Annotated in this window: 23 protein-coding genes and 5 pseudogenes; 24 read left to right on the plus strand and 4 right to left on the minus strand. The window is 43.7% G+C overall.

Annotation, left to right across the window (positions count from 1 at the left end; genetic code table 11):
• Positions 1-195: 195 nt before the first annotated feature.
• On the minus strand, positions 196-354 hold the full coding sequence (locus A372_RS38085; protein WP_192813646.1) for a hypothetical protein: 159 nt from the start codon (positions 352-354) through the stop codon (positions 196-198).
• Between the two features lie 1,083 nt (positions 355-1,437).
• Between A372_RS38085 and A372_RS35045 the strand changes: the two are divergent.
• A pseudogene (locus A372_RS35045) lies at positions 1,438-1,756 on the plus strand (transposase); the annotation flags it as partial.
• 107 nt (positions 1,757-1,863) lie between these two features.
• A pseudogene (locus A372_RS38925) lies at positions 1,864-2,223 on the plus strand (IS5/IS1182 family transposase); the annotation flags it as partial.
• 455 nt (positions 2,224-2,678) lie between these two features.
• On the opposite strand, the gene A372_RS0129800 reads toward A372_RS38925, so the two are convergent.
• On the minus strand, positions 2,679-3,350 hold the full coding sequence (locus A372_RS0129800) for a DUF4097 family beta strand repeat-containing protein (protein ID WP_019424602.1): 672 nt from the start codon (positions 3,348-3,350) through the stop codon (positions 2,679-2,681).
• Positions 3,351-3,721: 371 nt separating this feature from the next.
• Here A372_RS0129800 and A372_RS38090 point away from each other — a divergent pair, with 371 nt between their 5' ends.
• From A372_RS38090 to A372_RS36840, 7 genes and pseudogenes are all read left to right on the plus strand, one after another.
• Positions 3,722-3,865, plus strand: coding sequence for a hypothetical protein (locus tag A372_RS38090; protein ID WP_019424603.1), 144 nt, complete (start codon positions 3,722-3,724; stop codon positions 3,863-3,865).
• 634 nt (positions 3,866-4,499) lie between these two features.
• A complete protein-coding gene (locus A372_RS0129815) occupies positions 4,500-5,156 on the plus strand; it encodes a GAP family protein (RefSeq protein ID WP_019424605.1) in 657 nt (218 codons plus the stop codon).
• 971 nt (positions 5,157-6,127) lie between these two features.
• On the plus strand, positions 6,128-6,772 hold the full coding sequence (locus tag A372_RS0129825) for a Type 1 glutamine amidotransferase-like domain-containing protein (protein ID WP_019424607.1): 645 nt from the start codon (positions 6,128-6,130) through the stop codon (positions 6,770-6,772).
• A 1,080-nt stretch (positions 6,773-7,852) separates the two neighbouring features.
• Positions 7,853-8,020, plus strand: a pseudogene (locus A372_RS0129835) (ParA family protein); the annotation flags it as partial.
• Positions 8,021-8,162: 142 nt separating this feature from the next.
• On the plus strand, positions 8,163-8,291 hold the full coding sequence (locus A372_RS36835) for a DUF255 domain-containing protein (RefSeq protein WP_237728669.1): 129 nt from the start codon (positions 8,163-8,165) through the stop codon (positions 8,289-8,291).
• A 576-nt stretch (positions 8,292-8,867) separates the two neighbouring features.
• Positions 8,868-10,814 (plus strand): AraC family transcriptional regulator, encoded by a 1,947-nt coding sequence (locus A372_RS0129840; RefSeq protein WP_019424609.1) that lies wholly within the window; start codon positions 8,868-8,870, stop codon positions 10,812-10,814.
• 204 nt (positions 10,815-11,018) lie between these two features.
• Positions 11,019-11,219, plus strand: a pseudogene (locus tag A372_RS36840) (DUF255 domain-containing protein); the annotation flags it as partial.
• A 57-nt stretch (positions 11,220-11,276) separates the two neighbouring features.
• Here the strand turns inward: A372_RS36840 and A372_RS38935 are convergent.
• Positions 11,277-11,369: pseudogene (locus A372_RS38935) on the minus strand (4-hydroxy-tetrahydrodipicolinate synthase); the annotation flags it as partial.
• A 340-nt stretch (positions 11,370-11,709) separates the two neighbouring features.
• Here A372_RS38935 and A372_RS0129855 point away from each other — a divergent pair.
• The 13 genes from A372_RS0129855 (at position 11,710) to A372_RS0129915 (ending at position 23,150) form a co-directional block, all read left to right on the plus strand.
• Positions 11,710-12,669 carry a carbon-nitrogen hydrolase family protein gene (locus A372_RS0129855; RefSeq protein WP_019424612.1) on the plus strand — a complete coding sequence of 320 codons (960 nt, stop codon included), beginning with the start codon at positions 11,710-11,712 and terminating at the stop codon, positions 12,667-12,669.
• A gap of 255 nt (positions 12,670-12,924) precedes the next feature.
• Positions 12,925-13,893: a hypothetical protein gene (locus A372_RS35060; RefSeq protein ID WP_019424613.1), complete on the plus strand. Its 969-nt coding sequence runs from the start codon at positions 12,925-12,927 to the stop codon at positions 13,891-13,893.
• A complete protein-coding gene (locus A372_RS0129865) occupies positions 13,862-14,944 on the plus strand; it encodes a bifunctional 3-deoxy-7-phosphoheptulonate synthase/chorismate mutase (RefSeq protein ID WP_019424614.1) in 1,083 nt (360 codons plus the stop codon). Before A372_RS35060 ends, A372_RS0129865 begins: the two co-directional genes overlap by 32 nt.
• A 28-nt stretch (positions 14,945-14,972) precedes the next feature.
• Complete coding sequence (locus A372_RS0129870; protein WP_019424615.1) at positions 14,973-15,893, plus strand: COX15/CtaA family protein; 921 nt, start codon at positions 14,973-14,975, stop codon at positions 15,891-15,893.
• Between the two features lie 208 nt (positions 15,894-16,101).
• Positions 16,102-17,010, plus strand: coding sequence for a ubiquinol oxidase subunit II (gene cyoA, locus A372_RS0129875; RefSeq protein WP_019424616.1), 909 nt, complete (start codon positions 16,102-16,104; stop codon positions 17,008-17,010).
• A 36-nt stretch (positions 17,011-17,046) separates the two neighbouring features.
• On the plus strand, positions 17,047-19,011 hold the full coding sequence (locus A372_RS0129880; RefSeq protein ID WP_019424617.1) for a cbb3-type cytochrome c oxidase subunit I: 1,965 nt from the start codon (positions 17,047-17,049) through the stop codon (positions 19,009-19,011).
• Positions 19,012-19,018: 7 nt separating this feature from the next.
• Positions 19,019-19,645, plus strand: coding sequence for a cytochrome o ubiquinol oxidase subunit III (cyoC, locus tag A372_RS0129885; protein ID WP_019424618.1), 627 nt, complete (start codon positions 19,019-19,021; stop codon positions 19,643-19,645).
• The gene (gene cyoD, locus A372_RS0129890; RefSeq protein WP_019424619.1) at positions 19,646-19,975 is read left to right on the plus strand and encodes a cytochrome o ubiquinol oxidase subunit IV; all 330 of its coding nucleotides are present in this window, start codon (positions 19,646-19,648) and stop codon (positions 19,973-19,975) included.
• Positions 19,972-20,853: a heme o synthase gene (gene cyoE, locus A372_RS0129895; protein ID WP_019424620.1), complete on the plus strand. Its 882-nt coding sequence runs from the start codon at positions 19,972-19,974 to the stop codon at positions 20,851-20,853. Before cyoD ends, cyoE begins: the two co-directional genes overlap by 4 nt.
• 62 nt (positions 20,854-20,915) lie before the next feature.
• Positions 20,916-21,254 carry a c-type cytochrome gene (locus tag A372_RS0129900; RefSeq protein WP_019424621.1) on the plus strand — a complete coding sequence of 113 codons (339 nt, stop codon included), beginning with the start codon at positions 20,916-20,918 and terminating at the stop codon, positions 21,252-21,254.
• 18 nt (positions 21,255-21,272) lie between these two features.
• Positions 21,273-21,848, plus strand: a complete 576-nt coding sequence (locus tag A372_RS0129905) for an SCO family protein (protein WP_019424622.1) — start codon at positions 21,273-21,275, stop codon at positions 21,846-21,848.
• A gap of 32 nt (positions 21,849-21,880) precedes the next feature.
• On the plus strand, positions 21,881-22,420 hold the full coding sequence (gene resA / locus A372_RS0129910; protein ID WP_019424623.1) for a thiol-disulfide oxidoreductase ResA: 540 nt from the start codon (positions 21,881-21,883) through the stop codon (positions 22,418-22,420).
• Positions 22,421-22,448: 28 nt separating this feature from the next.
• Positions 22,449-23,150 carry a cytochrome c biogenesis CcdA family protein gene (locus tag A372_RS0129915; protein WP_019424624.1) on the plus strand — a complete coding sequence of 234 codons (702 nt, stop codon included), beginning with the start codon at positions 22,449-22,451 and terminating at the stop codon, positions 23,148-23,150.
• An 81-nt stretch (positions 23,151-23,231) separates the two neighbouring features.
• Here the strand turns inward: A372_RS0129915 and pdxR are convergent, their stop codons facing one another.
• Positions 23,232-24,668, minus strand: coding sequence for a MocR-like pyridoxine biosynthesis transcription factor PdxR (gene pdxR / locus A372_RS0129920; RefSeq protein WP_019424625.1), 1,437 nt, complete (start codon positions 24,666-24,668; stop codon positions 23,232-23,234).
• Between the two features lie 597 nt (positions 24,669-25,265).
• Between pdxR and A372_RS0129925 the strand changes: the two genes are divergently transcribed.
• Both A372_RS0129925 and A372_RS0129930 read left to right on the plus strand, forming a co-directional pair.
• A complete protein-coding gene (locus A372_RS0129925; protein ID WP_019424626.1) occupies positions 25,266-25,925 on the plus strand; it encodes a CAP domain-containing protein in 660 nt (219 codons plus the stop codon).
• Between the two features lie 288 nt (positions 25,926-26,213).
• The gene (locus A372_RS0129930) at positions 26,214-26,702 is read left to right on the plus strand and encodes a DUF2199 domain-containing protein (protein ID WP_019424627.1); all 489 of its coding nucleotides are present in this window, start codon (positions 26,214-26,216) and stop codon (positions 26,700-26,702) included.
• The last annotated feature ends 80 nt before the right edge of the window (positions 26,703-26,782 follow it).

Here is a 26,782-nt window from a genome sequence, read left to right on the forward strand (position 1 = left end):
GTTGTCCCGCTTCGGTCACACTTACCTGAAATAAGACCTGATAGGTGCCAATTGCAGATAAGTTAAATGTAGAGGCACTAGTGCGGAAAATCCCCCCACCACTAGTAGGTCCATTTTGTGGAAATTGCACATCTGTACCGGCCGCAACTGTTGCTGCATTATTTGGAGGCATCAACGCAAAGAAATCTGCAAAGTCTAATACTCCTCCTGCTGCTCCCGGAGCGCCGGTAGCGCCGGTAGCGCCGGTAGCGCCAGTAGCGCCAGTAGCGCCAGTAGCGCCAGCAGCGCCAGCAGCGCCAGTAGCGCCGGTAGCTCCTCCAGCAGGGCCAGTAGCGCCTGTGCTCCCTGTTGCACCCGTCACGCCCCTGTCCCCTGTCGCACCCGTTGGGCCAGTAGGTCCGGTCGGCCCAATAATTGTTGGGCAAGGTGGAGGCGGGAAGATGTTCGGACAGCTTTGTGGAGGAAAGATAGAAGCAGGAAGTGCATTTGAAGGCTTGAATTTAAAGAAGGTCATAATAAACACTCTCCATTCCCAGAAAAAGTTTGAACTCAGCGAATAAAGTAAAGTGGTAGTATTTTGTTATTAAGCACTATCATAATCTATGTAGGCAAATGGTTAATGGAACAGGGTATCGGCCTAATTCCGCTCATTTTTTGGGAAATTGAACTTTACTGCGCTTAAGGGTTGTTATTGTTTAAATTGCATGTGTTTGATGATCCATTATGGAGTAACCACTTGGATCGTAAGTGGAGCAGCACTGGTTTTAAGCATAATCGCGTTAGTCACAGTAATCCGAAACAGGAACAAATAAACCGCCTGATGAGTGGCTCAGCGCCTTGGACTCATTGCGGATCGGGTCGAAACCTACCGGCAACATGCCGGGAAGGTCGCGGATATTCTATTCGCCTACATGATCATGCATAGCGGCCGTTTCAACGTACGTGATGCCTGTTCATACTTGAATTCTTGGGGGATATTAATTAAATGATCTATACCTTTTTAGACACGAGTTCGGCATGAATTTTAATGAGCTAAGGGATTACTCTAATACGTTAGAAGAGCTGCTGGGAAATAAATTGAAAAATTTCATTCAAATGGTTTAAATCTCCAGTGGAGAATTAGAGGGTTTTTATAGTTATCTTTATCATGACGCTGAGGGTGGAGTAGGTGGGTATTCCTTTTCCGGACAATATTAGATAAAAGCATTTGTCAAAAGTAACCCTTATATTTCAATCAATAAACAAAATGAAATTCAACTTAGTAGAGATTTTTCGCTCGAATTTCTTAAAGTTCCGGAAAGCTTTCTTCATAAGTTGTGTCAACTCCGCTTTTTTCGCGTTGTCCGCGCATAACTCTGATTTTGTCAGCCAGAGAAACTAGAGGCCTTCAAGCGAGAGTTCGAAGAGATAAAAATTGCTTCGGCACGAAATTGAACGATCTTGTTTGAAGATGAATGTATGATTCGAGATTACCAAACATTGGCCAATTACCTGGTTGCATTGCGGCGCAAAGTTAATGGGCACGCTCGATTATGTGTTTCTTTTCTTGAAGAGATTGTCAACGAAATACCCTCAAGGAAAAACCGTGATGATTTTGGACAATGCTCGAATTCTTCATTCAAAAAAACTAATTCAACCGTTTCTTAAAAAGAATGAAAAACAACTTGGACTTGTCTTTCTGCCTCCACATAGTCCTCAATTGAACATTATTGAAGGGCTTTGTGCTTGGTTGAAAAAATCCGTTATTTATAACGTCAGCCTGCTGAGAAACCTCAGCAGGCTATTTTTATATACATTTTCATTACCAATTCACCGCATTAATATAGTGTAATATAACTATGCATAAAGGCGATGGTCTTATGCTTCGTTCTAAGTGGCAATGTCCATGACTCCGTGCCTTAAGTAGTTCGACTAGAATACATCGTAAAAAAATTCAGGTTTGAAAACTTCGTTGGAAGCTGTTGCGTTGGATGCCGGGTATTTTACTTCGCATATATGTAAGAAGCTGCAGGAGAAAAATAAATTTACGCTGTCATCGGTAGAAGAGCTTACACTCCTGTCAAAAGTTTAATTGCCAAGTGGCGTTTTAAATACGACGCCGAGAAGAACGTATATATATGCCCCCCGAAACACGAATTGAAATACAGCACGACTGACAGAGAAGGATACAGGCAGTACAAATCAGATCCGAAGCATTGCGCGCAGTGTCCGATGCTTAAGGAAACGTGATCGCAAAAAGGTACAGCAACAAGCACTGATGACCGCAACATGTCAGAACATTAAGAAGAACGCCAATATCCTGGCCAAGAAGGCAGGATGATAGGCGATCTTCTTTTCCTATGTACCCTATTTCCTTTAAGCAGCAGATTTTATTAACCCATATAGCAAAAGTCCTGAAAAACGGGGCTTTGCCAACAATCTGCCGTTATTTATAACGTCTTTTTCTCATGAGTGGATGAAATAAGGCTTATCGTAAAAACATTCTTTCAAGAAATCAGTAAGAACCCGATGCTGATTAGCGATCGTCTCTGCATCAAATTATGGCAACATCTTTAATGCCGGGAAACTAATCGCTCGGATTTGGTGACCTCGCCTTGTCGACGTCGTTGCGAACAAGTTCGCGAAGCCAATGATACCTGCTGGCTAATGTATGTAGCTAGCGGTTGAGGGCAACAGTCTTATTGGACTGATATATTTCCCGAACTGGTTTTGAGATGCACCTCATATGACCCACTGCCCGATTGACCTTCCGTTTTTCTATTGTTCTGTCGATGGTCCTCCAGAGGAATGGTGATCGATCGCCTCCCGCTGCCCGATTGCAAGATCCAACTGACATCCGGATTGACTTCATTTAACGATACCTTCACATTGCCGCTTGTGACTGAAACGCGAATGTCGCTGTGGAATTTCGCGAAATCAAGAGAGATGTTGCCGCTCTTGCCGGTAATTTGCAGGCTGCGGGTTTGTAGCTCTCTTGCCGTAACACTACCGGAAGAACCGTCAACGACCACCTGTCCCATATAATCAGACGGAATGCGCACTTGAAGCTGGGGCATCTGTCCAATTTTTAATAGGCGACTGACATCGTTTTTTAATCGAATTTTAATTTTTCGCTTACTCTTATCCATGACAATCCCCGGCCCATTGTCGTACAAGAGCAGGGACGCTTCCAGCGAGTCAATATCCGCTGATTCCACATTCAATTTAACACTACCATGATCGACCTGAAGGATATCTATATCCTTCAGGGAAACGCTCTGAAAATCTTCGGTTCCGTCATCGTTGGCGAGCCCGCACGCGCTTAAAAAAAACATGACGAGGACAAGAAGCATAATGAATCGGTTTTTCACTTTTACCACTCCTTACGTTTGCTAAATAGCATTATATAAGATGACGTAACGTCGCTTTCAAGTGTTTAATCATCATGATTGTTATGCATTGTCATAATAGACCGAATCAATGGTTTGCATATTTGGTCTAATCATTAGGATAAGTCATACTTAGGTGACTAAGTCGTTCAGACATCACTCTCAAAAGATGTTTTTCGGTAAAGCTTGTGGTGACTATTATTTCTTAAAAAACACTTGAAAGTGACGTAGCGTCATCTTGTATGATGAAAAATATACGATCAAACCATCGTCATAGTGACGTGTTTTTTGCTGCCGACTATGGTTATGGTGATCAGATCATTTTATTTAACTGCATACAAGGGGGAGTTAAAATGAAACAAGGAGATATAATTATTTACGCATGTGTAATCATAGGTGCTGGTATAGGATTAATACTTAATCATGTATTCCCAGGTGTCCTAATCGGCTTGGGAATAGGGTATTTGATTAAAAGTTTATTTAAAAAAGAGGATTAGTATCGCCTCATCAGGCATAGATGGCTTTCAATTCGCCCAAACAAATAAGCTGATCGCATTGTTCTGTCTTCATCCGGCCGCCAGGATGAGAAGGGAGGAGTGACGGATTCTCTATGAGGCAGTGAGAAGGTTTAATTGAATCTAAGACATAAATGAAATCAGTCGAGAAACCGTGATCTAACTAGAAGATGATGGTTCTTCGACTTTTTCACTAGCCCTATTAGGGGATGATTGCTAGCTAGTCCCTATCTCAAGTCGAATTTGGGATCATAGATAAATTTGTTCAATGGTGTTTCGAATACCACTCCCAAAGTCGCATTCGGGAAACTGAATGATTTATTCCTCTATTAAACCCTTAAGATCTATAAGTTCACGAAAAAAGCTTGAAAGTGACGCCGCGTCATCTTTTACAATAAGATTTATAAAATAGAAAGCAGGTGTTTGAGTCGATTTCCATTAAAGAAATTTCTAAAAACCCGACGTTAAAGCAGGCGTTTCGCACTCAAATGTTTGAAGAGCGTCTGGAAAAATTCAGTGATGAGGACACCTTTATTGAGAAGCTGTGGGAGATCAGAAAATCGCCGGTTCAATCCGAGCAAATGGGTCTATACCCAATTGAACAGGAGGAGGGACCTTGACCACAGAGATGCTTCTCTCCGTTGGGGCGTTGTCCCTGTTAGACACGCTTAGTCCAGCCACGCTGGGAGTGACCGTGTATATCCTTCTCACAGTGAAGGAGCGGCTTGTTCCACGTTTACTCGTTTACTTGATGACGGTGGCAGGATTTTACTTCGTTGTTGGTGCTTCGCTTATGCTGGGTTTAGATGCCGTTTTTGAATCCGTATCCGGCATCTTTCAGAATCAGGTGGTAAGCTGGATCATGGCCATTGTCGGGGGAGCCCTGTTTATAGGCAGCTTTTATGTCCCTACTAAGAAGGTGTCTGAACCTCGTCGTCCCAAATCCAAAAGCATCGGCGCGATGATTGGGCTCGGATTCTCCACTTCATTAATTGAGGTAGCGACGGCGCTTCCTTACTTTGCGGCGATTGGGCTTATGACCACTGCCCAATTGACAACGGTTCAATGGGTTCCCATACTGGCCGCTTATAATTTCATTATGGTTCTTCCTCCATTAGTGCTGATTGGACTTCATCTCGTATTCGGCCGTTTGATGCAGAATCCATTGGAGAAGATCCGGGTGAAAATCTTCAAAAGCACTGGATCTGCACTTTCTTGGATTATGTGTATTGCCGGACTAATTCTGCTGCTTAACAGTATAGATAATTTGTAACATTTACAATAGCGTTGCATAAGTGTTCACGCCGACTTGGTTCAATATTGTGCTATAAATGATAAAATCAAGACGTTATTTCCATGAAAAATCTCCATAATTAGGGGAGCAGGTAACCCTGTCCAATCCCTAATTATAGGAGACTCGCATGGACCACTGAATCTAGTGAATATCGGAAAACCAAAGCTGGCGTCAAGCTTCACTTACGTGTGGCCTTTTGCGAACCGGGAACCGTTTATCCGGATAAAGCTATACTGACGGAGGCCAAACCGGTTGAACGCAATCAAATGGACGAGCTTATCGACAAAATCGGAGTGACTTACGTCTTTGATCGTGGATATGTAGATTATGGAAAATTCGATCAATATAGTCAGCGAGGTATCCTTTTCGTCACGCGTGGAAAGAAGCAGACCACCATGTTTTTTGGACTTATTGAAACAACGGATCTCCAAGGAAATCTAATCCGAATCCTTTCTAACCGCTTTTACGGCGAGCAGGAAAATGCAGTCTGGAATCAAGTTACATGTCATTGATGGGATGTTCGCGTGAATCAATTTCTATAGAAGCTCTTGCTTTATGCAGGAGTTTTTTTGTTTGACGTATAAGAACAATATTCGAATACGGCCTGATTATGGGGTATCTCTAAATGGTGAAATTCTTTTCTGCGGGATAGTCACCGAACTGCAAACCATCAGTCAAGTGTCAAAGCACTTTTCAATCTCAACCCGTACACTTAGGTATTAGGATGAGATGGGGTTGGTGTGCAGTTAGGACTAAAAAAGATAGATTTACATTAAATGACTCCTTTGATATTATCAATAGCAGGGTAGTTTCCATATCTGCGCTTAGTGCTTGAGTTGTGTAGGTGCTGTAAATTTATATTACTATAGACATTTTTATCTCGCTTGGCGCTATGGATTTTGATAAGCATAATGGATGAATGTAGATATTACATATGGAGGTAATTACGTATGAAAACTCATTATTACTTAGATTGGTTTTATGATAAGGGCTTTTCTGAGAAGTTAGTCAATGTGTTGCATGAGGATATAACAGACAGAAAATCGCTTGTTATGATTAGCGCTAAATCGTCTGATTATAAAGATGAACAAGTTACTATTGATGGTGTTTTTGAAAGGACATGGTTTAATCAGGCTAACATTTTTTTTGATGAATATCATTTAATTGATCACCGTACGCAGAAGGAAGATGCCCAGCGATTAATTCAAAACGCCTCTGTCGTTTTTTTATGTGGTGGAAACCCTTGGCACCAAAAGCACCTTTTGACGGAATATGAATTATCGGATTTGATTAAAAAAAGTAATGCTGTTGTAATGGGAACTAGTGCTGGTGGGATGAACATGTCCGATGAATATGTGTATAAATGCACTGTTTATGAAGGTATGGCTCTTAATCACTTTTCTTTTGAAGCTCATTTTGATCATGATAACACCGCGCTGATAGAGGAACGTTTTCCTTTATCAGAAAAAATGGATATTTATATGGCGGCAGACAAAGATGGCGCTGTACGTGTAAAGGGCAGCAAAATCGACATTATAGGCAATGTATATTTAATTTCCCACTCAAAGATTCAGAAATTGGTTGAGACGCTCTAATTAGGGTGAGTGGCTGTGACCTAATTTATGCATAGGTTACTCGGCTATATAGACAGACACAAAAGAAAAAGAGCATCCACACAGTATAAGCTAACTGTGGTGGTGTCTCCTTAATCATATCGCCGCTTGAGTAGTTGGATTATCTACGCTATACAATCTGAGACAACTTCATACATACACTGACGATTAACTGAATGGCATTTTAAGGAGAATTATGAAAAAATACAACTATTATATTTGAAAATGCAAATAAAACATTCTTAAATAATGAAGTGGATTTGATTCTTAGTGGTGTCTCAGAACGAGCATTATGCGGTTCGTTAATGAGATATCTTCAGGAAGAGATTAAAGAAACTAATTATTCGAAATATCACGTGGATGTGGAATATAACAGAAACAAAGGGAAAGTAAAGACCATTATTGATCAAAACATCGAAGTAATACCTAACAAGTACTATATTATTTAGAGCTATTAATGATAATTCATCATAAGTAAAAATAAAGAGATTTAATGCCAAAGAAAGTAGAATCACAATTATTGTGGTTCTCTTTTTTTATGTGATATTTGTAAATCGAAAGTGATAAAGTGATAAAGTGATAAAGTGATAAATTGGTGATTTACGAGTATCAGAATACCCTTCTGGCCTTGGTCGGAAGTCGGAATTGGACCAGCCCTTGTTCTTTCCATCAGGCTTAATGTTGTATGGCGTGGGTTTATTATACATGCTCATAAACTAAATGATGGGGTTGAATTAGCGGCTCAGGAATATCTCTTATTCCAATTAATTGAGATAGCACATCATTCCTTAGGAAAGCTAAGCAGAATTGATCTTATATTAGTGGGACTCAAAGAATTTAACGAAATAAACGAAAATGAATAAGCGATACAGTAGTTACAGAATTATCAAATATGAGAAATAAAATTTCGATTGTTTATCTGGAGTTACCTAATAGATATCATTCAAGGAAGTGTCCTTAGCTGGTTGTTCTCTTTTTATATAGATTTTTTCAAAAAAGCCGATTGTCTTAACTTTAATCTTCAGCGCAGTCGGCTTTTTTGCATGAAAGAAGACTTGGTGGATGACCAAGGTAATCGCCTTGGCTAATCAAAAGGGCGGCGTCGGCAAGACAACAACTGCAGTGAGTTTAACAGTTGGCTTGGTTAAGGAGGGCAAGAGAGTTCTACTGGTAGATGCAGATGCGAAAGGGAACTTGACTAATTCCCTAGCTATCGAGAGCCGGACATTATTCCTGTTTCATTGGCTACGCTATTCGTAAAAAGGATGATGGAGGAAGCCTACGAGATAAAGGAAAGGATTTTTAAGCTATTTTTGGAAAAAACCATAAACAATACTTTACCCAAATCCAATACGAAATGAGGTGATGCCCCATGACAACTAAAAAAACATACAATAGATTAGCCAAGGAAAATTCGCTGTATTTGATTCAACACGCACATAATCCGGTAAACTGGTTCCCAATTGGTCGGATAAGGCTTTTATATCACCAAACGAGATAATAAGCCTGCCTTCTTATCTTTTGGCTAGACCATTGATTCTCACGTACCTCTCATTGCTGAGATGTTCACGTGGGTCTGTCAAATATTTTGTGTAAACTCTTTTAAAAACCCTCTCCCCCTCGGGGAGAGAAATTATCGTAAATGCTGACCAACTCGATCTAGGAAAAATACAGAGAGTTGAAGCAGCATCTGCCCATAGTATTGGACACGGAATGTAGAATCACTTGTTGACTAAACAACTGGTGTTTATAATGGAGACAATCAAGCCGCTCATTTTTTTCTTTGTGTGTTTATCATGAGTCAAGCAACAGATGAATCAAAACATATGACGCAATTAGAACAATTCATCCTTTCTCTTACCGTAAGAGAGAATAACACTGCAGATCATAAAACGTTGGAAATGGCGTCCACCCTATTAAGCTGGTCAAACTATGGTGTAATTTGTCAATGGAATTAGGAAGGAGATAGGAATCTCCTGTTAACTTAGTCTAAGGAGTATTGCCACTAATGATGGATGGGAGCTTCTTGAGAAAGGTGCATAAATAAAGGATTATAGGAAGGAGCATTCATCATACGATGAAGCATCAAGAAGAGTACAAAGTCTGGAATCAATTACATATTGAGCTGGCCGACATCCGTCTGTATACACTTGCTGCGGGAGAATCAAGCAACGGCTACCATTTGCCTGCAAGTGCTTTTCTATTCCTGTACAGGGGCAAAGCGAAGATACGGATGGATGGGCTTATTCATCCAGCTGAACATTTTTATTGTTTACATGGCTGCAAGGGTATGAGGCTGGATATTGAAGCAACGGAATATCTGGAATATTATTTGGTGCTTTATCGTGGCGAATTTTCACTCCGCCGAAGATATTTTCTGAACAAGGGAGAAATTCCCCCGTTTCAGCAAATATTTGCATTTGCTCCCGCACAGCCTGTAGGGCTCTATCAGATAATGCTGCGAATGGAAGAGGCATGGAGCGAATCGACGGAGAAGGATAAATTTGTGGTGAAAACACTGTTCTATCAATTTATTCTGGAAATGCTTCAGCAAAAGCAGCAGTTAGGAGTTGATCTCCTTCCTACAGAAGTTGTTAAGCAAGTAGTCCAATATATGCATAAGCACCTAGACGAACCGTTGACGCTGGAGCTTCTAGGACAGAGGTTCGGCTACAATCCCCAGTATCTGGCCCGTAGATTCAAGGAATTGACGACGCGCAGCCCGATCGATTATCTAATTGGACTTCGTATTGGCAAAGCGTGTCATATGTTGCAATACACGGATGCTTCGATTGGTGATATTTCCCAGAGTGTAGGCTATGAGGATGTGTTTTATTTTAACCGTATATTCAAAAAGAATGTCGGTCTCTCTCCCAGCCATTTCAAAAAAGAGCTGTCTGGTGAAGAGGATGTTCGGTTTAATCCATATAAAAGGTGTGGATTGTCCATGTCAGAGTCCACTTCTCAATGTTATGTTGATAATGATAATTATTATCATTATAAAAAAAGAGGAGAGTATCACATGAACAGAACATCTAGAAAAAATATGATGGCAACACTTCTACTCTGTATGGCCTTATTGGTTACAGCTTGCGGAGGGGGGAACTCTAGTCTACAGTCTCCATCGGAAACATCTGCTCCCGGCTCAAATTCTTCTGAATCAACTCAGAAAACAACGCCTGTGGCAGCCACCAAGATCGTGAATACCATATTCGGAGAGGTGGAAGTTTCGAAAAATCCCGAACGCATCGTGGCGATTCAATATTTGAGCAGTCTTCTGGCAGTGAAGGCTAATGCAATCGGCTCTACGACGCGTATCATGGACAACCCGTATTTCAGTGGTTTAATGGACAATATTGAGATTGTCGGTTCTTCCGGCAATGATGTTTCCTTTGAAAAGCTGATTGATCTTAATCCCGATCTGATTGTCGTAATGACCTCGGATGAGGCAGAATATAAAAAGTACAGTAAAATTGCCCCAACGATTGCCATTCCCTATGGGAACTTTTCATCCATTGAAGAGGAAGTGAAGTTCTTTGGAGACCTGCTGGGGCGGGAGGAGGAGGCCATCACATGGATATCCGATTATACTGCGCGAATCGCTGCTGCCAATGCGAAGGTCCAAGCAGTGATACCCTCAGATGCAACCTTTAGTATTATGCAAGAAACAGACAAGACATTAAGTATATATGGCAGTGAGTTTGGCCGTGGCGGACAAGTTATTTACGGGAATCTAGGACGGATATCACCTCCATCCTATGATGAAGCTTTGTCGAAAGAGAAATATAAGAATATTTCAATAGAATTATTGGATCAATATGCCGGAGACTATATTATCCTGACTACCGAGAGATCACTGGAGGAACTTCGCAAGGATCCAATCTGGGGACAACTGGAAGCAGTCAAAAATGACAGACTATATGCCTGGTCGAACACTCGCTCCTATTTCATTGATCCGTTGTCGGTGTTGATGCAGACAGAAGAATTGGCTGAGTGGTTGACGAATGCTCCACAGAAAAATTGACCAAGTACCTGTATTATTCAGCGGTAATTAATCTTTCATCATGAATCCATTGATAAGAGGCCTATATATCTCCCAGCTTAAGAAGGCTACAGCGCTTCTTGTTGATTGCCCTTTCCTGCGTTCTGACTCCGATAAGAAGCGAAAGGAATGTGGTCTTCTAGCTGACGTTATTGACCCACACGTACCTGCCATTGGTGTCACGTCATGGAAAAAGAATCCTTCGAAGATGAAGAAGTTGCACAGGTTCTCAACGAACATTACATATCGATTAAGGTCGACCGCGAGGAGCGGCCGGACATTGATCATCTCTAGATGAGCGTTTGCCAAGCGATGACGGGGCAGGGCGGTTGGCCGCTGACGGTGATCTTGACGCCAGAGAAGACGCCTTTCTTTGCGGGTACTTATCAGGTGAGTCCCCTTCTTGGCCGCTTCGCTGCTGATCGCTGTCATAGGCAGGCGGAGTCGGTCCGAACGGGTATACCCACGTTGAGCGAGAAGCCATTTCAGTGGATCGGGATTCGGCTCAGAAAAAAGGAATTGAATAAGCGGCAGCAATTGGCCAAATATTTAGCTCCGCAGCACAGTGAAGCAAAAAAAGTTCATCCTCTCCACATAGCACCGGTTTGGTCATGGACCGGGCCAACTCCGCAACCCGCTTCATACTGCCTATGCTTTCTTTAAGCCCAATCACATGATCCATCCCCATAATGACTTTTACATGTAAAACGTTTCTCCCGAAAAGTAACCACCCAATTAGATACGCAATAGAACCATCCGCTTCGACCGGCGAAGCGGATGGTACAGAAAAAATCAGAATGGATGGTTTATTTTAATCTGGTTTCTTTTATCATAGTAGTCAAATCGGAATTCAGTGAGGAGTGCGAGGGAGGGTGGAATGAAAAATCGTTATATTAAGGTAGCCGCCGTTCAGTCCGCGCCCATCTTGTTCGATAAGCAAACCGCCATGGACAAGATTGATAACATGACGAGAGAGGCAGCTGGACAAGAGGCCAATTTGATTGTTTTTCCAGAGGCGTTTGTGCCGGGTTATCCGCGAGGCCTAAGCTTCGGTACACGCGTTGGAAGCCGTAATGCCGACGGAAGGAGAGACTGGGAACGCTATTGGGCAAGCGCCATCGACATCCCGGGGCCCGAAACCGAGACTTTTGGCGAATTGGCGAAGGAGTTAGGGGTTTATCTGGTCATCGGCGTTGTGGAGCGGGACCAGCAATTTAGCACCGGAACGTTATATAATTCCATGGTGTACATCGGGCCGGATGGTAATCTTTTGGGCAAACACCGTAAGCTTGTTCCGACTGGTTCCGAACGTCTCTTATGGGGACAAGGGGACGGCAGTACGCTTACGGTCATCGATACCCCTTTTGGAAGAATCGGCGGTTTGATATGTTGGGAAAATTACATGCCGCTTGCACGTATGGCCATGTATGCGCAGGGCATTGACATTTACCTTGCTCCTACGGCAGATGCCCGTGATACGTGGCAAGCGACTATTCGGCATATCGCCTGTGAAGGCCGCAGCTTTGTCATTTCGTGCAATCAGTTTGCGACCAAAGCTTCTTATCCTGCTGATTTGGCTTGCTATGAGGACATCAAGGAAGACGCCGATATTCTAAGCAGAGGGGGAAGCGCCATTGTAGGACCGCTTGGCGAATATGTCGTTGAGCCGCTCTATAACCAGGAAGGCATTCTAGTTGCAACACTGGATCTTTCCCAGGTCACACAAAGCCGTTATGATTTTGATGTTGCAGGTCATTACAGCCGCCCGGATGTATTTCAATTGATCGTTAACGATAAAAAGCAAGAAGTCGTACGAACTGCAGGCATGCAAAACTGACAGAGAGGCAGTGACGAAAAGCCGCGGATCCTTCGCTTTAGTGAGCCCGAAGGGTTACTCCTAGCCAGACACGACCTTGGGGTCGTGTTTTTTGTTTTCTCTTTATGCTGCCGACCTTTTTCCCTGACTCTTTGGATTGCTAAAAGAATATTAAATTGGAGGGTTACTTTTTAGCCTAATCTGTTAATGTAATTAAACGTATTCGGTGCAATGGAGTGCTACAGGAAATTAAACGAACAAAGGGAGCAAATGAACATGGATTCTGCTCATTCCAATAAAGTAACGATTATTTCATATATGATTGCCATTACATTTATTGTCGGCATGATTACGGCTGCGGTGATGTTAAAAGATAACGAAATTATTTTGCCAGAAATAGCGGCAATGGCAATTGCGATGTGGGTGTACCGAGAAGCCGGATGGATCAGGCAACCATCGAAGATTTTTGTCGCTCCTACTATGACTGCGGTGATCGGCTTCATGATAAATCAATTACACATTGCTTATGCAGGTAAAGTCATTCTCACCTTGGCGCTGATGATGCTCTTTTTGCGAATCATTCAATCGAACCTGGCGCCATCAATTGCAACAGGGTTACTGCCATTGGTGATTAATACAAATGAATGGTCCTTTATTATTTTGGTTTTCATGTTCACCTTCCTATTGACGCTTGGGGTTCTCGCATTTGGATTGAATAAAGGGCTTGAAAAGAAAGTGAAGATACATTACAAGTACATGCTCGTATTTTTAGTGCTGACTTTCGTCTGGATTGGTTTATGTTGGGGTGCCGGCTACCTGCATCTCGCAGTTATTCCGCCTATTCTCGTTGTTGCGTATGAGTCACTTCAAAAGCCAATGTACAGCGGAAAGATGGCTTTTAAGCAAGGGCTTGTGTTGACGATATCTGCGGCTGTCGGAACGTTATTGTATTTTACTATCGATTCATGGATTTTGGTAACGCTGCTGGATATGCTCTTGATGCTTGTTCTATCACTGCTTGTTGGTATCCGTATCCCGGCGATATACGCCTTTCCACTGCTCCCGTTTATTTTCCCTGATGATATTGTAATGAAGCTGCCGCTAGGTACGTTGGTCACATGTTTGTTTATGTTTGCTTCCGTGTTGATGTATAAAAAGGTTGAGCTGAAGCGGACGAATAAGCAAACTTATCATAAAAGAGGAGAGAACAGCTATGACACAAAGGAATTTAAATCAATTACGTAAGGACTTGGATACGATTAATGTTCAACTTCTGGAGTTGCTGTCGGAACGGGCACGCATTTCTCAGGAAATTGGACATGTGAAAAATAAGCAAGGCGTTCCAAAGTTCGATCCGGTTCAGGAAAAGAACATGCTTGACGTGTTAATCGCTAACAATACAGGACCTTTTGATGATAAAACCATCCGACATTTGTTCAAACAGATTTTTCAGGCTTCGTTGAATCTTCAACAAGAGGAGCACAAAAAGCATTTGCTGGTAAGCCGTAAAAATCAGAAGGAAAATACGACCATTACTTTGGGCAATATTACGGTCGGAGGCGGAACGCCCATCATAATTGCAGGACCCTGCTCGGTTGAAAGCTATGGGCAGGTTCGTCAGGCAGCCGCTGCTCTAAAAGAAGCAGGCATTACAGTGATGCGAGGGGGGGCATTCAAGCCAAGGACATCCCCTTACGATTTCCAAGGTTTGGGGGTAGAAGGCCTGAAGATACTGAAAGAAGTCGGAAGCGAGTTTGGATTAAAAACGATAAGTGAAATTGTGGATCCTTCCCATATCGAATTGGCCTGCAATTATATCGACATTATCCAAATCGGCGCAAGAAATATGCAAAACTTTGAGTTGCTTAAAGCGGCAGGAGATGTGCGTACACCAGTCCTATTAAAACGTGGTTTGGCAAGCACGATTGACGAATTCCTCCACGCTGCAGAATATATTGTTTCGCGAGGCAACACACAAGTTATGCTGATTGAGCGAGGCATTCGAACTTATGAGAAAGCGACCCGCAACACGCTCGATATTTCTGCCGTGCCGATTCTGAAACAGGAAAGCCATCTCCCGGTGTTTGTCGACGTCACTCATTCAACCGGTCGCAAGGATATTATGGCCCCTTGCGCCAAGGCGGCCCTGGCCGCGGGGGCAGACGGTGTAATGGTTGAAGTGCATCCGGATCCTTCAACAGCATTATCCGACGCCGCACAGCAGATGAATTTTGAAGAATTCAATCGTTTCTACACGGAAGTCAAACAGTCAGGATTGCTCCATGGGTTAGGATAAAACAGAAAAAGAGAAGAGGTCATTTCTTTTGTTAACATTCCGTTACCGCTTGTTGGCATGGACTTCATTCATCGGTATGTTTCTTGTTATGCTTGCAGGAGCCTTGGTTACCAAGACCGGTTCCGGGCGCGGTTGCGGAGATGACTGGCCCTTGTGCAACGGGGAGTTTGTTCCGGCCTACACACTTGAGTCCCTGATCGAGTATTCGCACCGTATGGTTACTGGGATCGTGGGGATAGTTGTTCTAGTGACGTTTCTATATACATGGCGCTACCTTAGGCATCATCAAGAAGCCTTGTGGTATGCCGGCGGAACGCTGCTGTTTACGATCGTTCAGGCATTGATGGGAGCTGCAGCTGTGAAATGGCCGCAGCAACCGGCCGTGATGGCGCTTCACTTCGGAATATCACTGCTTGCGGTTGCCAGCACTATGTTGCTGGTCGTATGGAATTGTCGGATGAAAAATGAGGCGGAACATGCGTCTTCCAGTCAAATCCCGAAAGTTATTTATCCCATCGCATGGGGGATATGGTTCTACTGTTATGGTGTTATTTATTTGGGGGCTTACATCCGTCATACGGGTACGGATGGCGGTTGTATGGGCTGGCCGCTATGCAATGGTCAGCTTATCCCTTACATGTCTGGGGCTTCGGGGATTGTCTTCGCACATCGAGCTGCCGCTGCCGTCCTGCTTATTCTTATTGCTGCATTTTATCTGATTGTTCGTCGCTGCAAATCCAAGGATCAGTCATCCGAGTTGAGGACGGGTACCGTCTATGCTCTCGTTTTAGTTATCGGACAGATTGGCAGCGGTGGACTGCTCACTGCAACGATTAACAACGAAAATATATATCTATTTACAAGTCTTCTCCATAATGTTCTGGCAACGGTGCTGTTCTGCGTGCTGACGGATACAGCCATCCGCTCATGGAAGCATCGAATGCAATAATGTTGAGCTCTTCATTACATATGAAGAGCTCTTTTTTATGGAAGGGGGAAGGCGAATTCACTTTTGGAGGATTTGCTGTGAATATATTTGTTTCATTTTGTTGAACATGGTCGGTTTTTTGATTTTGTTAGTGGATGGTGACACCAATATCGTTCCCTTATAAAGTGAGGTGTGATGAAAGTCACACCATTCGATGGGAGATGAAAAGATGAAGAGACCCAATGCACTCCGCTGGTTCGCATCCTTATCCATGCTGGTGCTGCTGCTCTTGATGACTACCGGGTGCACAGAAAGCATGATCGTGCTTGATCCCAAAGGGCCGATTGCCGAACAACAGCGGGATTTAATGATCATTTCAACGATCTTGACTTCCCTTGTTATCGTGCCTGTCCTGATTCTTACCGTGATCATTGTGTGGCGGTACCGGGATAGGACAGGCAGAAAAGCGAAATACGCACCGGATTGGGAGCATAGCACCAAGTTGGAAGTCATCTGGTGGGGGATTCCAATCATTATTATAACCGTGTTAGGCCTGATTACCATAAAGGGAACGTATGCCCTGGAGCCGTCCAAACCTCTCGAGTCGGATAAAAAACCGTTGACCATCCAAGTGACTTCGCTGGACTGGAAGTGGTTATTCCAATATCCCGAGCAAGGAATCGCAACTGTGAATGCTGTCAATTTCCCGGAGGGTGTGCCGATCCGATTTGAGATTACAGCCGATTCTCCGATGAATTCCTTCTGGATTCCGCAGCTCGGCGGTCAGATGTACGCAATGTCCGGGATGGCAATGACTCTTTATTTGCAAGCAGATGAGCGTGGAGAATATTGGGGATCAGGAGCGAATTTCACCGGAAAAGAGTTTGCAAAGATGTATTTTGATGTGAAATCAACTTCACAGGAGGAGTTTGACCAATGGGTGAGCGAGGTCAAAGCATCGTCACCGGCGCTAACGTTGGAAGGCTACCAACAGCTGGCTGAGCCTGCCGCGTCGGACGTTAAGACGTTCTCCGCGTTTCCGGAAGGGTTGTTCTATATGACGGTTACCAAGTATGCTTCCTCGCACAATCATGGTTTGTCCTGGGAGGACATTCAAAAAATCAAGATCCAAGAGTAGCTGGTTTCGAATCGAAATGTAAGGAGAGAGCGATCCATGTGGGAGAACGTAAAAAGCTTTGCTTCGGAATTTTTTGTGACGGGAGATCCGTTAATTTACGGCGCGGATATCAGCATTGTTTTAACCATCATTGGCATTGTATTTGGACTCACCTATTTTAAAAAGTGGGGCTGGTTGTGGCGTGAATGGTTAACGACCGTCGATCATAAAAAAATCGGCATCATGTACATCCTTTCCGCTTTCCTTATGCTGTTCCGCGGCGGAGTGGATGCGCTCTTAATGCGGGCTCAGCTGGCCATGCCGGAGCTGAACCTTTTGGCGCCCGATCATTACAATCAGATTTTTACCACGCATGGCGTGATTATGATTCTATTTATGGCGATGCCGTTTATGTTCGGGTTGTTTAACGTGGTTGTGCCACTGCAAATCGGTGCGCGTGATGTCGCCTACCCTTTTCTGAATGCGCTGAGCTTCTGGCTGTTCTTTTTTGGCGCGATGCTGTTTAACTTGTCCTTTGTCATCGGAGGATCGCCAGATTCGGGGTGGCTTGCTTATCCGCCTTATTCGGAACGAATGTTCAATCCGGGTGTCGGACAGGATTTCTATATATGGGGGATACAGATATCGGGGATCGGCAGCCTGATGACCGGTATCAACTTCATCGTGACGATTCTGAAAATGCGTGCTCCCGGCATGAAGCTAATGAAAATGCCGATGTTCCCGTGGTCGGTTTTATCGAGCTGTATCGCGATTATATTTTCTTTTCCCATCTTGACGGCAACATTGGCGCTGCTGTTTCTGGACCGCTATTTGGGCGCGCATTTTTTCACCTTGGACGGCGGCGGTAACCCAATGATGTATATCAATCTGATCTGGATGTGGGGGCACCCAGAAGTGTATATCATCGTTCTGCCTGCCTTCGGCATTTACTCGGAGATTGTATCCACTTTTGCGAAGAAAAAGTTGTTTGGGTATAAATCGATGGTGTATGCCATGATGATTATCAGTATTTTATCGTTTCTCGTATGGGCGCATCATTTCTTTACGATGGGCTCTGGCGCGGATGTCAATGCATTTTTTGCGCTAACGACGATGCTGATTGCCATCCCGACAGGCGTTAAAGTGTTCAATTGGCTGTTTACGATGTTCCGGGGAAAAATCACCTTCGAGACTCCCATGTTGTGGACGCTCGGCTTTATTGTTTGCTTTCTCGTCGGCGGGATGACCGGGGTGCTGCTGTCGGTTGCGCCAGCTGATTTTCAATTCCATAATAGTTATTTCCTGGTCGCGCATTTTCATAATACGATCATTGGCGGTGTGGTGTTCGGTTATTTCGCCGGATTGTATTATTGGTGGCCCAAATTGTTCGGCTTCAAGCTGAATGAACGTATAGGGAAATGGGCGTTCTGGTTCTGGAATATTGGATTTTACGCATGCTTTATGCCGCAATATGTGCTCGGATTAATGGGGATGACGCGGCGGCTAGTCACGTACGGATGGGATAAGGGATGGTGGGAAATGAACTTGGTATCCACCATCGGGGCAGCTCTGATGGGAATAGCCTTCTTGTTTCAAGTATGGCAAATCGTGTATAGCGTCAAGCATCTTCAAAAAGATGAAACGGGCGATCCATGGAACGGACGCACCTTGGAATGGTCGATTCCTTCTCCTGCGCCGTACTATAATTTTGCAACGCTGCCACAGGTATCTTCTCAGGATGAATGGTGGGAAGAGAAGCAGCGCAGAGAGCGTGAGCCGCTTTCTCTGACTCCACCGAAGCTGGAACCGATTCACATGCCCAAAAATTCAGGAATTCCTTTTGTGATGTCGATGTTCTGGTTTGCGGCTGGATTTGGTTTTGTATTTGACTGGCTCTGGTTAACGATATCCGGTTTAGTTGGGGTGGCGGCGTGCATGCTTGTTCATTCCTTCAACTATGATACCGATTACTATATCCCTGTTGAGGACATTAAACGCACAGAAGCTGCGATAAGGGGGTAACAAACGAATGGCTCAATTAAACGATTCCGGACATGCCAATCAACACGTATCGCGTTCGGATCATCACGACCATCCGGATATGGAAGAAATGCGCACATTCGGATTTTGGATCTACCTGATGACGGATGTGATAATTTTCGGCACTTTGTTTGCTGCCTATATTGTTCTGCAAGGCAACAGAAACGGTGGGCCAGGGCCTGAAGAACTGTTCCAGATGGGCGGCATTATTGCAAGCACTTTCATTTTGCTAACCAGCAGCTATACGAGCGGTCTCGCCGTGCTGGCCATGCATAAAGGCAATCGCCAAGCCCTAATGGGATGGCTCGGTGTCACGGCATTGCTCGGTGCGACCTTCATTGTGCTGGAAGTCAATGAATTTATCCATCTGGTGCATGAGGGAGCCACCATAAGCACGAGCGCATTTTTATCCGCTTTCTTTACATTGGTCGGGACTCATGGGCTCCATGTATCCATAGGATTGGTCTGGATGATTGCTTTGATTATTCAGCTGGCCAAACACGGCATTACGCCGGTAACGAAGCGCAAAGTGAATGTGATCAGCCTGTTTTGGCATTTCCTTGATGTGGTTTGGATTTTTGTGTTTACGATTGTCTATTTGATGGGGGTGAGATAGATGACGCAGCATGACATGACACATCCGCATGACGCCGAGACCCAGGGTTCCCTGAAATCGTATACGATCGGATTCCTATTCTCTATCGTATTGACGATCATTCCGATTACTGCCGTCTTGTACGGATGGGCCGAGGGGATGACGAACACCATCGTTCTGATGACGGCAGCAGTGTTGCAGTTCGTCGTTCAACTGATCTATTTCATGCATCTGCGGGAGGAAAAAAAGCCTCGTTATAATTTGGTGACGTTGATTCTGGGCTTGATCATTTTGCTGGTTATCGTAATCGGCTCCATGTGGATCATGTTATTCAATATGGTGGCAACATGAGCAGGTCATCCGCAAGTGTATTGGCTTGGATTCAACTGACAAAGCCCCGAATCCTTCAACTAAATCTCGTTGCCGCGTTTGGCGGGTATTGGCTGGCTTCCAAATGGATGGTGGATTGGAGCTTCTTGTTTTGGATGCTTCTAGGCACCGCTTTAACGATGGCATCCTCGTGCGTAATGAACAACATCTGGGACTGGAAGCTGGATCAAAAGATGAGCCGAACGAAGGATAGGCCGCTGGCGACAGGCCGATTGAAAATAAGGGGCGTGCTGTTGTACGCCCTGGCACTTGGAATAGCGGGAGAAATCGTCCTGTTTTGGAAAGTAAACGCGCTGTGCGGCTGGCTCGGATTGCTCGGCATGTTTGTCTATATCGTCTTGTATACGATGTGGTTAAAGCGAACCTCGACCTGGAGTACATCGATTGGAGGCGTCTCTGGCGCAATGCCGCCGGTAATTGGTTACTGTGCGTTTACCAATGAGGCAGATGCAGGCGCTCTGCTTCTGTTCGCGTTATTATTTCTGTGGCAGCCCGCTCATTTCTGGTCGCTTGCCATCCGGCGAGTAGACGAGTATCAGGCTGCGGGATTTCCGCTTTTGCCGGTTCGTAAAGGGGTACGCCGGACGAAGCTGCAAATGATCCCCTATGTAGTCTTGCTTCTTCCGACTGTTGTGTTGATTTACACCTATGGTTATGCAGGCATAATATTCCTTACGGTCTCTTTGCTGGCAGGTATCGTTTGGGTATGGCATACGTTAATAGGTCCTGCTGCATTGGATAACGACAAGTGGGCCAAAACGAATTTCTTGATTTCGGTGAATTATTTGATGGTCATCTTTTTCATCATGATTTTGGATACTGCCGGTCGTCCAATCTAAGGCTGTTCACTTGGATGACGAATGAAGACATTTATCCGTTATTTTAGGAGTGGGAGTGGGTCGTGTTGAAGGCAAACCTTACATTTTTTCTTATTGTTATGATTGTGCTTGTTATAACTGCGTGTAGTGAAGGAGCTAACAATCAAGCAACAAATGAAGGAATGACTGCTCCGGGAGACGCAAACGCACTGGCATTATATAAAAAACAATGTTTATCCTGCCATGCTGCTGATCTAAGCGGAAAAGTAGGCCCGGGTTTGCAGGAGATTGGCTCCAAATTGACGGAGCAGCAACTGATCGAGATTATACATGATGGCGCAAGAGGCATGCCTGCCTTCAAAAAGATGTTAAGTGCTGAGGAAATTCAAGCTTTATCGCAATGGCTCTCGAAAAATAAATAGGTGCAGGGGGGATCTTCGGTGAAAAAGGCAGTCATATACGTCTTAATTGGTTTGATGATTATCATTGCATCCGCATGTGGCAGCGGCAAGCCGAATCAGCTTAATTACCAGGTTGCGCCTTTTGAGTCCATCAATCAAGATGGGAATCCGGTGTCTTTGTCTGATTTGAAAGGCAAGGTGTGGATCGCGGACTTTGTTTTTACGCATTGTATAACGGTGTGTCCGACGATGACAGCCAACATGTCTGAATTGCAAAAGCGATTAAAATCAGCGGGTGTTGAGGCGGTATTGATCTCTTTCTCTGTAGATCCAGAGCGGGATGATCCTGAGGCATTAAAAAATTACCTTACTAAATTTGACGCTGATTTCTCAAATTGGCATGCGTTAACCGGTTATGAGTTTAACGAGATCAAAACATTTATTGTCAATTCGTTTAAGACTGCTGTTGCGAAGGATACGTCCTCCGATCAGGTTATTCACGGTACTTCGTTTTTTTTGGTCGACCCATCAGGGACAGTTGTTGCCAAGTACGATGGGATGACGGATACGCCTTACGATAAAATTATGAAAGATGTTGAAGCATTGCAACAATAGGGAGGGAATTTGGCGGGGAGGAGTTGATAGAATTGGAGATTATTGCACGTTCTTCATGGACGCGAGCGATTGTGCTTATCCTTATCCTGATTGCTGTTGGCTATGCGATCATGCAAACGCTGGCGGGAAATCGTGAAGATGTTGAGGTAGGCAAGAAAGCGCCGAATTTTACATTAACTAATTTGCAAGGGAAAACGGTGCAATTATCCGACTACCTTGGGACAGGTGTTCTTCTGAACTTCTGGGCATCCTGGTGCGACCCATGCGTCAATGAAATGCCGCTTCTGAACGAAACCTATCAGAGATTGCCAGGTGTTGAGATCCTTACTGTCAATATGGGAGAAGCCAAGGAAAAAGTAAGCCAATTTGCAGATCGTTATCACTTGCAATTCCCCATACTGCTTGATCAACAAAGCGATGTGAAGAAACGGTATAAAATTGGTGGTTTGCCGGCAACTTTTCTGATTGACGACAAAGGTCACATCGTGGAGAAGATCTCAGGGGAGTTGGACAGTTCCGATTTTATTATGAATGTAATGGAACGGATTCAACCTAAGCCTGGACGTAAATAACGTATGATATGACTGGAGAACTGTCGGAATGGATACTTTAACATGGTCTATCGCGTTTGGCGGGGGAGTACTGGCATTTGTCTCGCCGTGCACGTTGCCTTTATACCCGTCTTTTCTTTCTTATATTACAGGGATGTCAGTAAGTCAATTGCAGACGAGGGACTCTTCCAAGATTCATAAAATATTGTTTCTCAATTCTGTTTTGTTTCTGTTTGGTTTCTCTCTCGTATACTATATTTTAGGCTTTTCAGCAAGTTTTATGGGTCATCTATTTGAAAATTATCGCGATCTGATTCGAATGCTTGGAGGCGTATTTATTTCTGTCATGGGTTTATTTCTGATTGGAATATTTCAGCCTCAAATGATGATGAGGGAGTTTCGTTTCCCCTTTATAAAAGCGAAGATGAACAAATCACTAGGTTCTGTGCTCGTTGGTATTATTTTCGCTGCTGGTTGGACCCCTTGTATAGGTCCCATATTCGGAGCGATTATGTACTCGAATATCATCAACCCGAACCCGGTTCAGACCTTTGTTAACGTGACTGCCTATTCATTAGGGTTTGGGATTCCTTTTATCGTCATGGCCTATTTTATTGGGAAAATAAAGGGGATACTGAAGTATTCCGGTATGCTTATGAAAATTGGCGGCGTACTTCTTCTCATTGTGGGCATGCTGCTCTACTTCGATAAAGTGAGCATGATGAATACGTGGTTTTCGAGTTTTCTGTGACTAAATAGACAGACAATAAAAAGGTGAGTGAAAAGACTTGTATGATACTATACAAAGCTTTCATTCACCTTTTTAATTGGATTAAGCAAGAACGCTCCGAAGAGATGCGGCAAATTTGGAAACACCCGGAACAATTTCATCAGCCATAGGCCTTGCAAAAGTGAAGCGCACATAACCGGAATCCGAACCATAGACGCTGCCAGGCACAAAGATTACTCCATTTCGGATAGCTTCTTCCAACAACTTACTATCATTCACCTCGGGTATAATCTTACACCACAGGTGCAAGCCACCCTGTGGAATCGAGAAGCTGACCAGGCCCGGCAGTTCATTCCGAAGCGCTTCTATCAACAAATCCCGTTTATAGAGCAGATGCATTCGCAAACGTTCCAAATGAGACTGGATATATGGAGACTTAAAGAATTGCGCAGCAACCTTTTGAGGAACGACGCTAAGTCCGAAATCCATCTGCTGTCTGGCATCGGCTAGCCGCTCGACAACGGAATGAGGAGCGACCATCCACCCAACACGCAGCCCGGATGCTGCGATTTTGGAGAAAGAGCCAATATAGAGGACCGATCCGATAGAATCAATGGATTTGAGCGGCAGCGGCGGCGTTCCATCATAGGAAGTGAGGCTAAAGGGATCATCCTCTACAATCGGCAGCCCCAGTTCGCTCGCAACATTAAGCAGTTCAATGCGGCGTTCAGCATCGAGGAGAGCGCCTGTTGGATTCTGATAATTCGGATTTATGAACACCATCTTGATACGATGTTTTTTATAAAGAGTGCGAACATCCTCGGGCCGGACTCCTTGCTGGTCGACGGGAAGACGGAATAATCGAAGACCTGCCGATTGAAACATGGGCAGCGAGTAGCAATACGACGGATCTTCAATTGCAACCGCATCTCCGGGGGTCAGCAAACACTGGGTAATTAAATATAAGGATTGCTGGGAGCCGGATGTGATGAGGATCGACGACTCTGTGGCTTGAATGCCCCGATATTGACTTAAATACGAGACGAGCGCTTCTCGGAGTGGAACAAATCCTTGAGGATCGTCATATCCAAGATATTCCGTATAGTGGTTTTCGTCGATAAGCGTATTTATTTCTTTCACAGGAGAGATGTCCGCCCCAAGTTCGCCGCTAGCAAAATCAATCAAAGATTTGTCTTTTTGAAGAGCTTCCCGGATACGGCGCAAAAAAGTCAGGTTAGGCAAGAAACTCCCGCCTTCCACATACCGATGCCAGTTAGGGGTATGTTTCGGTGTTGCTCCCCATTTATACTTGCTTACCCGAGTTCCACTTCCTGTACGGCTCTCGATAATCCCAAGCGCACGAAGCTCCGCATAGGCAAGGACAACCGTACTTCGATTCACTTCCAATTGATCAGCTAATTTTCGTTCGGAAGGCAGCAGACTGCCTGGCGGAAACTCACCGTATGAAATTCTCCGTTCGATGTCATCGGCAATTTGTTGATATAGAGGCTCGTTGCTGCTACGGTCAGGCTTCCACATCATTATCACCTCCTCGCCTAGTATTTTATTAGATGGATTATTATCACAGGAATCTTTTTATCATAACATTTGGCTTGTAAAAAAGAGCCGCTCTTGTCATCCTAAAAATGACGAATGTATCTCAATCTGTTGAACATGGATGGTGATTTTGTTTCCAATTGGATGGTTCCTCTCCGGTTCGAAAGTGCTGAGGTGTGATGTTTGTGTGACAAATGTAGCAGTGTGCTCAAAATTTCACATAAGACGAGTCTAGAGTATATACTTATCAAGATGAGGAAGGGACAAATATGATAAGGTGTTCAACTATGGAAGGGTATTTATTCCATAGAAGAGAAAATAATCCTGTTTTTCTTTCCATCGGCTACAGCACATGCCATTGATGGGATGTTCGCGTGAATCAATTTAATTGTGGGTCAACTAAGGAGATACCTGTATAAGCAAAGCGAATGAGGATATCTTTTTGTCCTTGGCTAAACTTGTGAATGTAAGCGACAAAATGTTTTTGAATTAGGTATGAATAAATCAAAGGAACTTTACAAAAACTTTATTCGATAACGTCACTACTTTGAATGTTCAGGAGGGGTTGTTATAAAACCATTGATCGTAATAGCAGCACTATTACTCGTTACAGCTTGTATGAGCAATCATTCGACAAACAAGCAAATGACTCCTAAACAAACGAAGGTTGAAACTCATGCTCGTAATGCTGCTTCAACGTCAACCTTAACTCAAGCATCTTCCACTTCCACAACGGGTGCAGGGAAATCATCGATTACGCCTAAACAAGCATCCAATGACGCTTCGAATTGGCTGGGTGGGTTCATACGCAACAATGCACCGGCAGAAAGCTCAGCGGATCAGACCGTAAATCCGCAACAGTCCGCCAATCCATCCCAATCTGTGCAGCAAGTGTTGGATCTGGTGAATCAAGAACGAACGAACGCAGGCTTGAAACCCCTTAGTTTAAATAGCAGTCTCTCGAAAATGGCCATGGCTAAGGCGCAGGATATGTACAACAACAATTATTTTGATCATCAGTCTCCGACTTATGGATCCCCGTTTGATATGATGAAGGCATTCGGGATCACATATAGCTCAGCAGGGGAAAACATCGCCAAAGGCCAGACGAGCCCGGCGGAAGTGATGAACCAATGGATGAACAGTCCAGGCCATCGTGCCAACATCCTGAATAGTAGCTTCACCCAAATCGGAATAGCTTACTATAACAGCGAGTGGGTTCAAGAATTTATTGGCTAGTGCGAAAAGCAACAAAAACATTACCATAATCTTCAAAGCTGATAATAAAAAACTCGTGTCCACAGACATGGGTTTTTCTTTTTATTTTATGGTTGCTAATCTCGTTATATAGGCCAGCAGAAGAGTGTAGTTCTCTTCATATCCTTCCATTTAATAGTATAATAAGACTATAGTCCATAGGAGCAATTTCAATCACGGTTTGGTTATTTAATTGTATTTTATAAATTCACTAACTTCGTGAATATTACGTTATAAGAAATCGGCGAGAAATGATAAGGAGCAGAAAACATGAAATGCCCTCACTGTAACAACGAATTAAGTGAAGTTCCTTTATGTTACGGATTTGAAGCACCATATTATTTTTACACTGTACCAGAAGAGAAAAGAACAGAATTAATTAGAGATTTTTGTGTAATTGATGAACAGCATTTCTTTATTAGAGGACATATTGAAATACCAATAATTGATAGTAAAGAGAAATTTATATGGAGTGTTTGGGTTTCTCTTAGTGAAGAAAACTTTTTGAAATCTAATGAATTATTGCACGTAGAAGGAAGGGAAAATGAAAAACCTTATTTTGGTTGGTTATCGACTGAACTTTCAATATATCCAATAACTACATTATCGTTAAAGACAATGGTACATACACAAGAAGTTGGTGCTGTTCCGTTAATAGAATTAGAACAAACGAATCATCCACTTGCAGTTGAACAAAGAGAAGGAATTACAATGGGGAGAGTTAAAGAAATTGCTCATTTAATAAATCATAGTCAGTAACTCAACTTTCGCAGAGCCGAACACGGCTTAGTTGTTTGTTCTGTATGAGCCTAGACTAAGTTAAATATAACTCTTGAAAA

The organism is Paenibacillus sp. OSY-SE (assembly GCF_000283315.1).
Classification (GTDB): Bacteria; Bacillota; Bacilli; order Paenibacillales; family Paenibacillaceae; genus Paenibacillus_B; species Paenibacillus_B profundus.

What these genes read in the sequence shown, in the direction of transcription:
- A372_RS38090 (WP_019424603.1), top strand. Translation starts at nt 3,722, where the DNA reads ATGAAACAAGGAGATATAATTATTTACGCATGTGTAATCATAGGTGCT.
- A372_RS0129855 (WP_019424612.1), top strand. Translation starts at nt 11,710, where the DNA reads ATGAAAAATCGTTATATTAAGGTAGCCGCCGTTCAGTCCGCGCCCATC.
- A372_RS0129825 (WP_019424607.1), top strand. Translation starts at nt 6,128, where the DNA reads ATGAAAACTCATTATTACTTAGATTGGTTTTATGATAAGGGCTTTTCT.
- cyoD (WP_019424619.1), top strand. Translation starts at nt 19,646, where the DNA reads ATGACGCAGCATGACATGACACATCCGCATGACGCCGAGACCCAGGGT.
- A372_RS0129865 (WP_019424614.1), top strand. Translation starts at nt 13,862, where the DNA reads ATGACACAAAGGAATTTAAATCAATTACGTAAGGACTTGGATACGATT.
- A372_RS0129840 (WP_019424609.1), top strand. Translation starts at nt 8,868, where the DNA reads ATGAAGCATCAAGAAGAGTACAAAGTCTGGAATCAATTACATATTGAG.
- A372_RS35060 (WP_019424613.1), top strand. Translation starts at nt 12,925, where the DNA reads ATGGATTCTGCTCATTCCAATAAAGTAACGATTATTTCATATATGATT.
- cyoA (WP_019424616.1), top strand. Translation starts at nt 16,102, where the DNA reads ATGAAGAGACCCAATGCACTCCGCTGGTTCGCATCCTTATCCATGCTG.
- A372_RS0129915 (WP_019424624.1), top strand. Translation starts at nt 22,449, where the DNA reads ATGGATACTTTAACATGGTCTATCGCGTTTGGCGGGGGAGTACTGGCA.
- cyoC (WP_019424618.1), top strand. Translation starts at nt 19,019, where the DNA reads ATGGCTCAATTAAACGATTCCGGACATGCCAATCAACACGTATCGCGT.
- A372_RS36835 (WP_237728669.1), top strand. Translation starts at nt 8,163, where the DNA reads ATGACAACTAAAAAAACATACAATAGATTAGCCAAGGAAAATTCGCTG.
- cyoE (WP_019424620.1), top strand. Translation starts at nt 19,972, where the DNA reads ATGAGCAGGTCATCCGCAAGTGTATTGGCTTGGATTCAACTGACAAAG.
- A372_RS0129930 (WP_019424627.1), top strand. Translation starts at nt 26,214, where the DNA reads ATGAAATGCCCTCACTGTAACAACGAATTAAGTGAAGTTCCTTTATGT.
- A372_RS0129880 (WP_019424617.1), top strand. Translation starts at nt 17,047, where the DNA reads ATGTGGGAGAACGTAAAAAGCTTTGCTTCGGAATTTTTTGTGACGGGA.
- pdxR (WP_019424625.1), bottom strand. Translation starts at nt 24,668, where the DNA reads ATGTGGAAGCCTGACCGTAGCAGCAACGAGCCTCTATATCAACAAATT.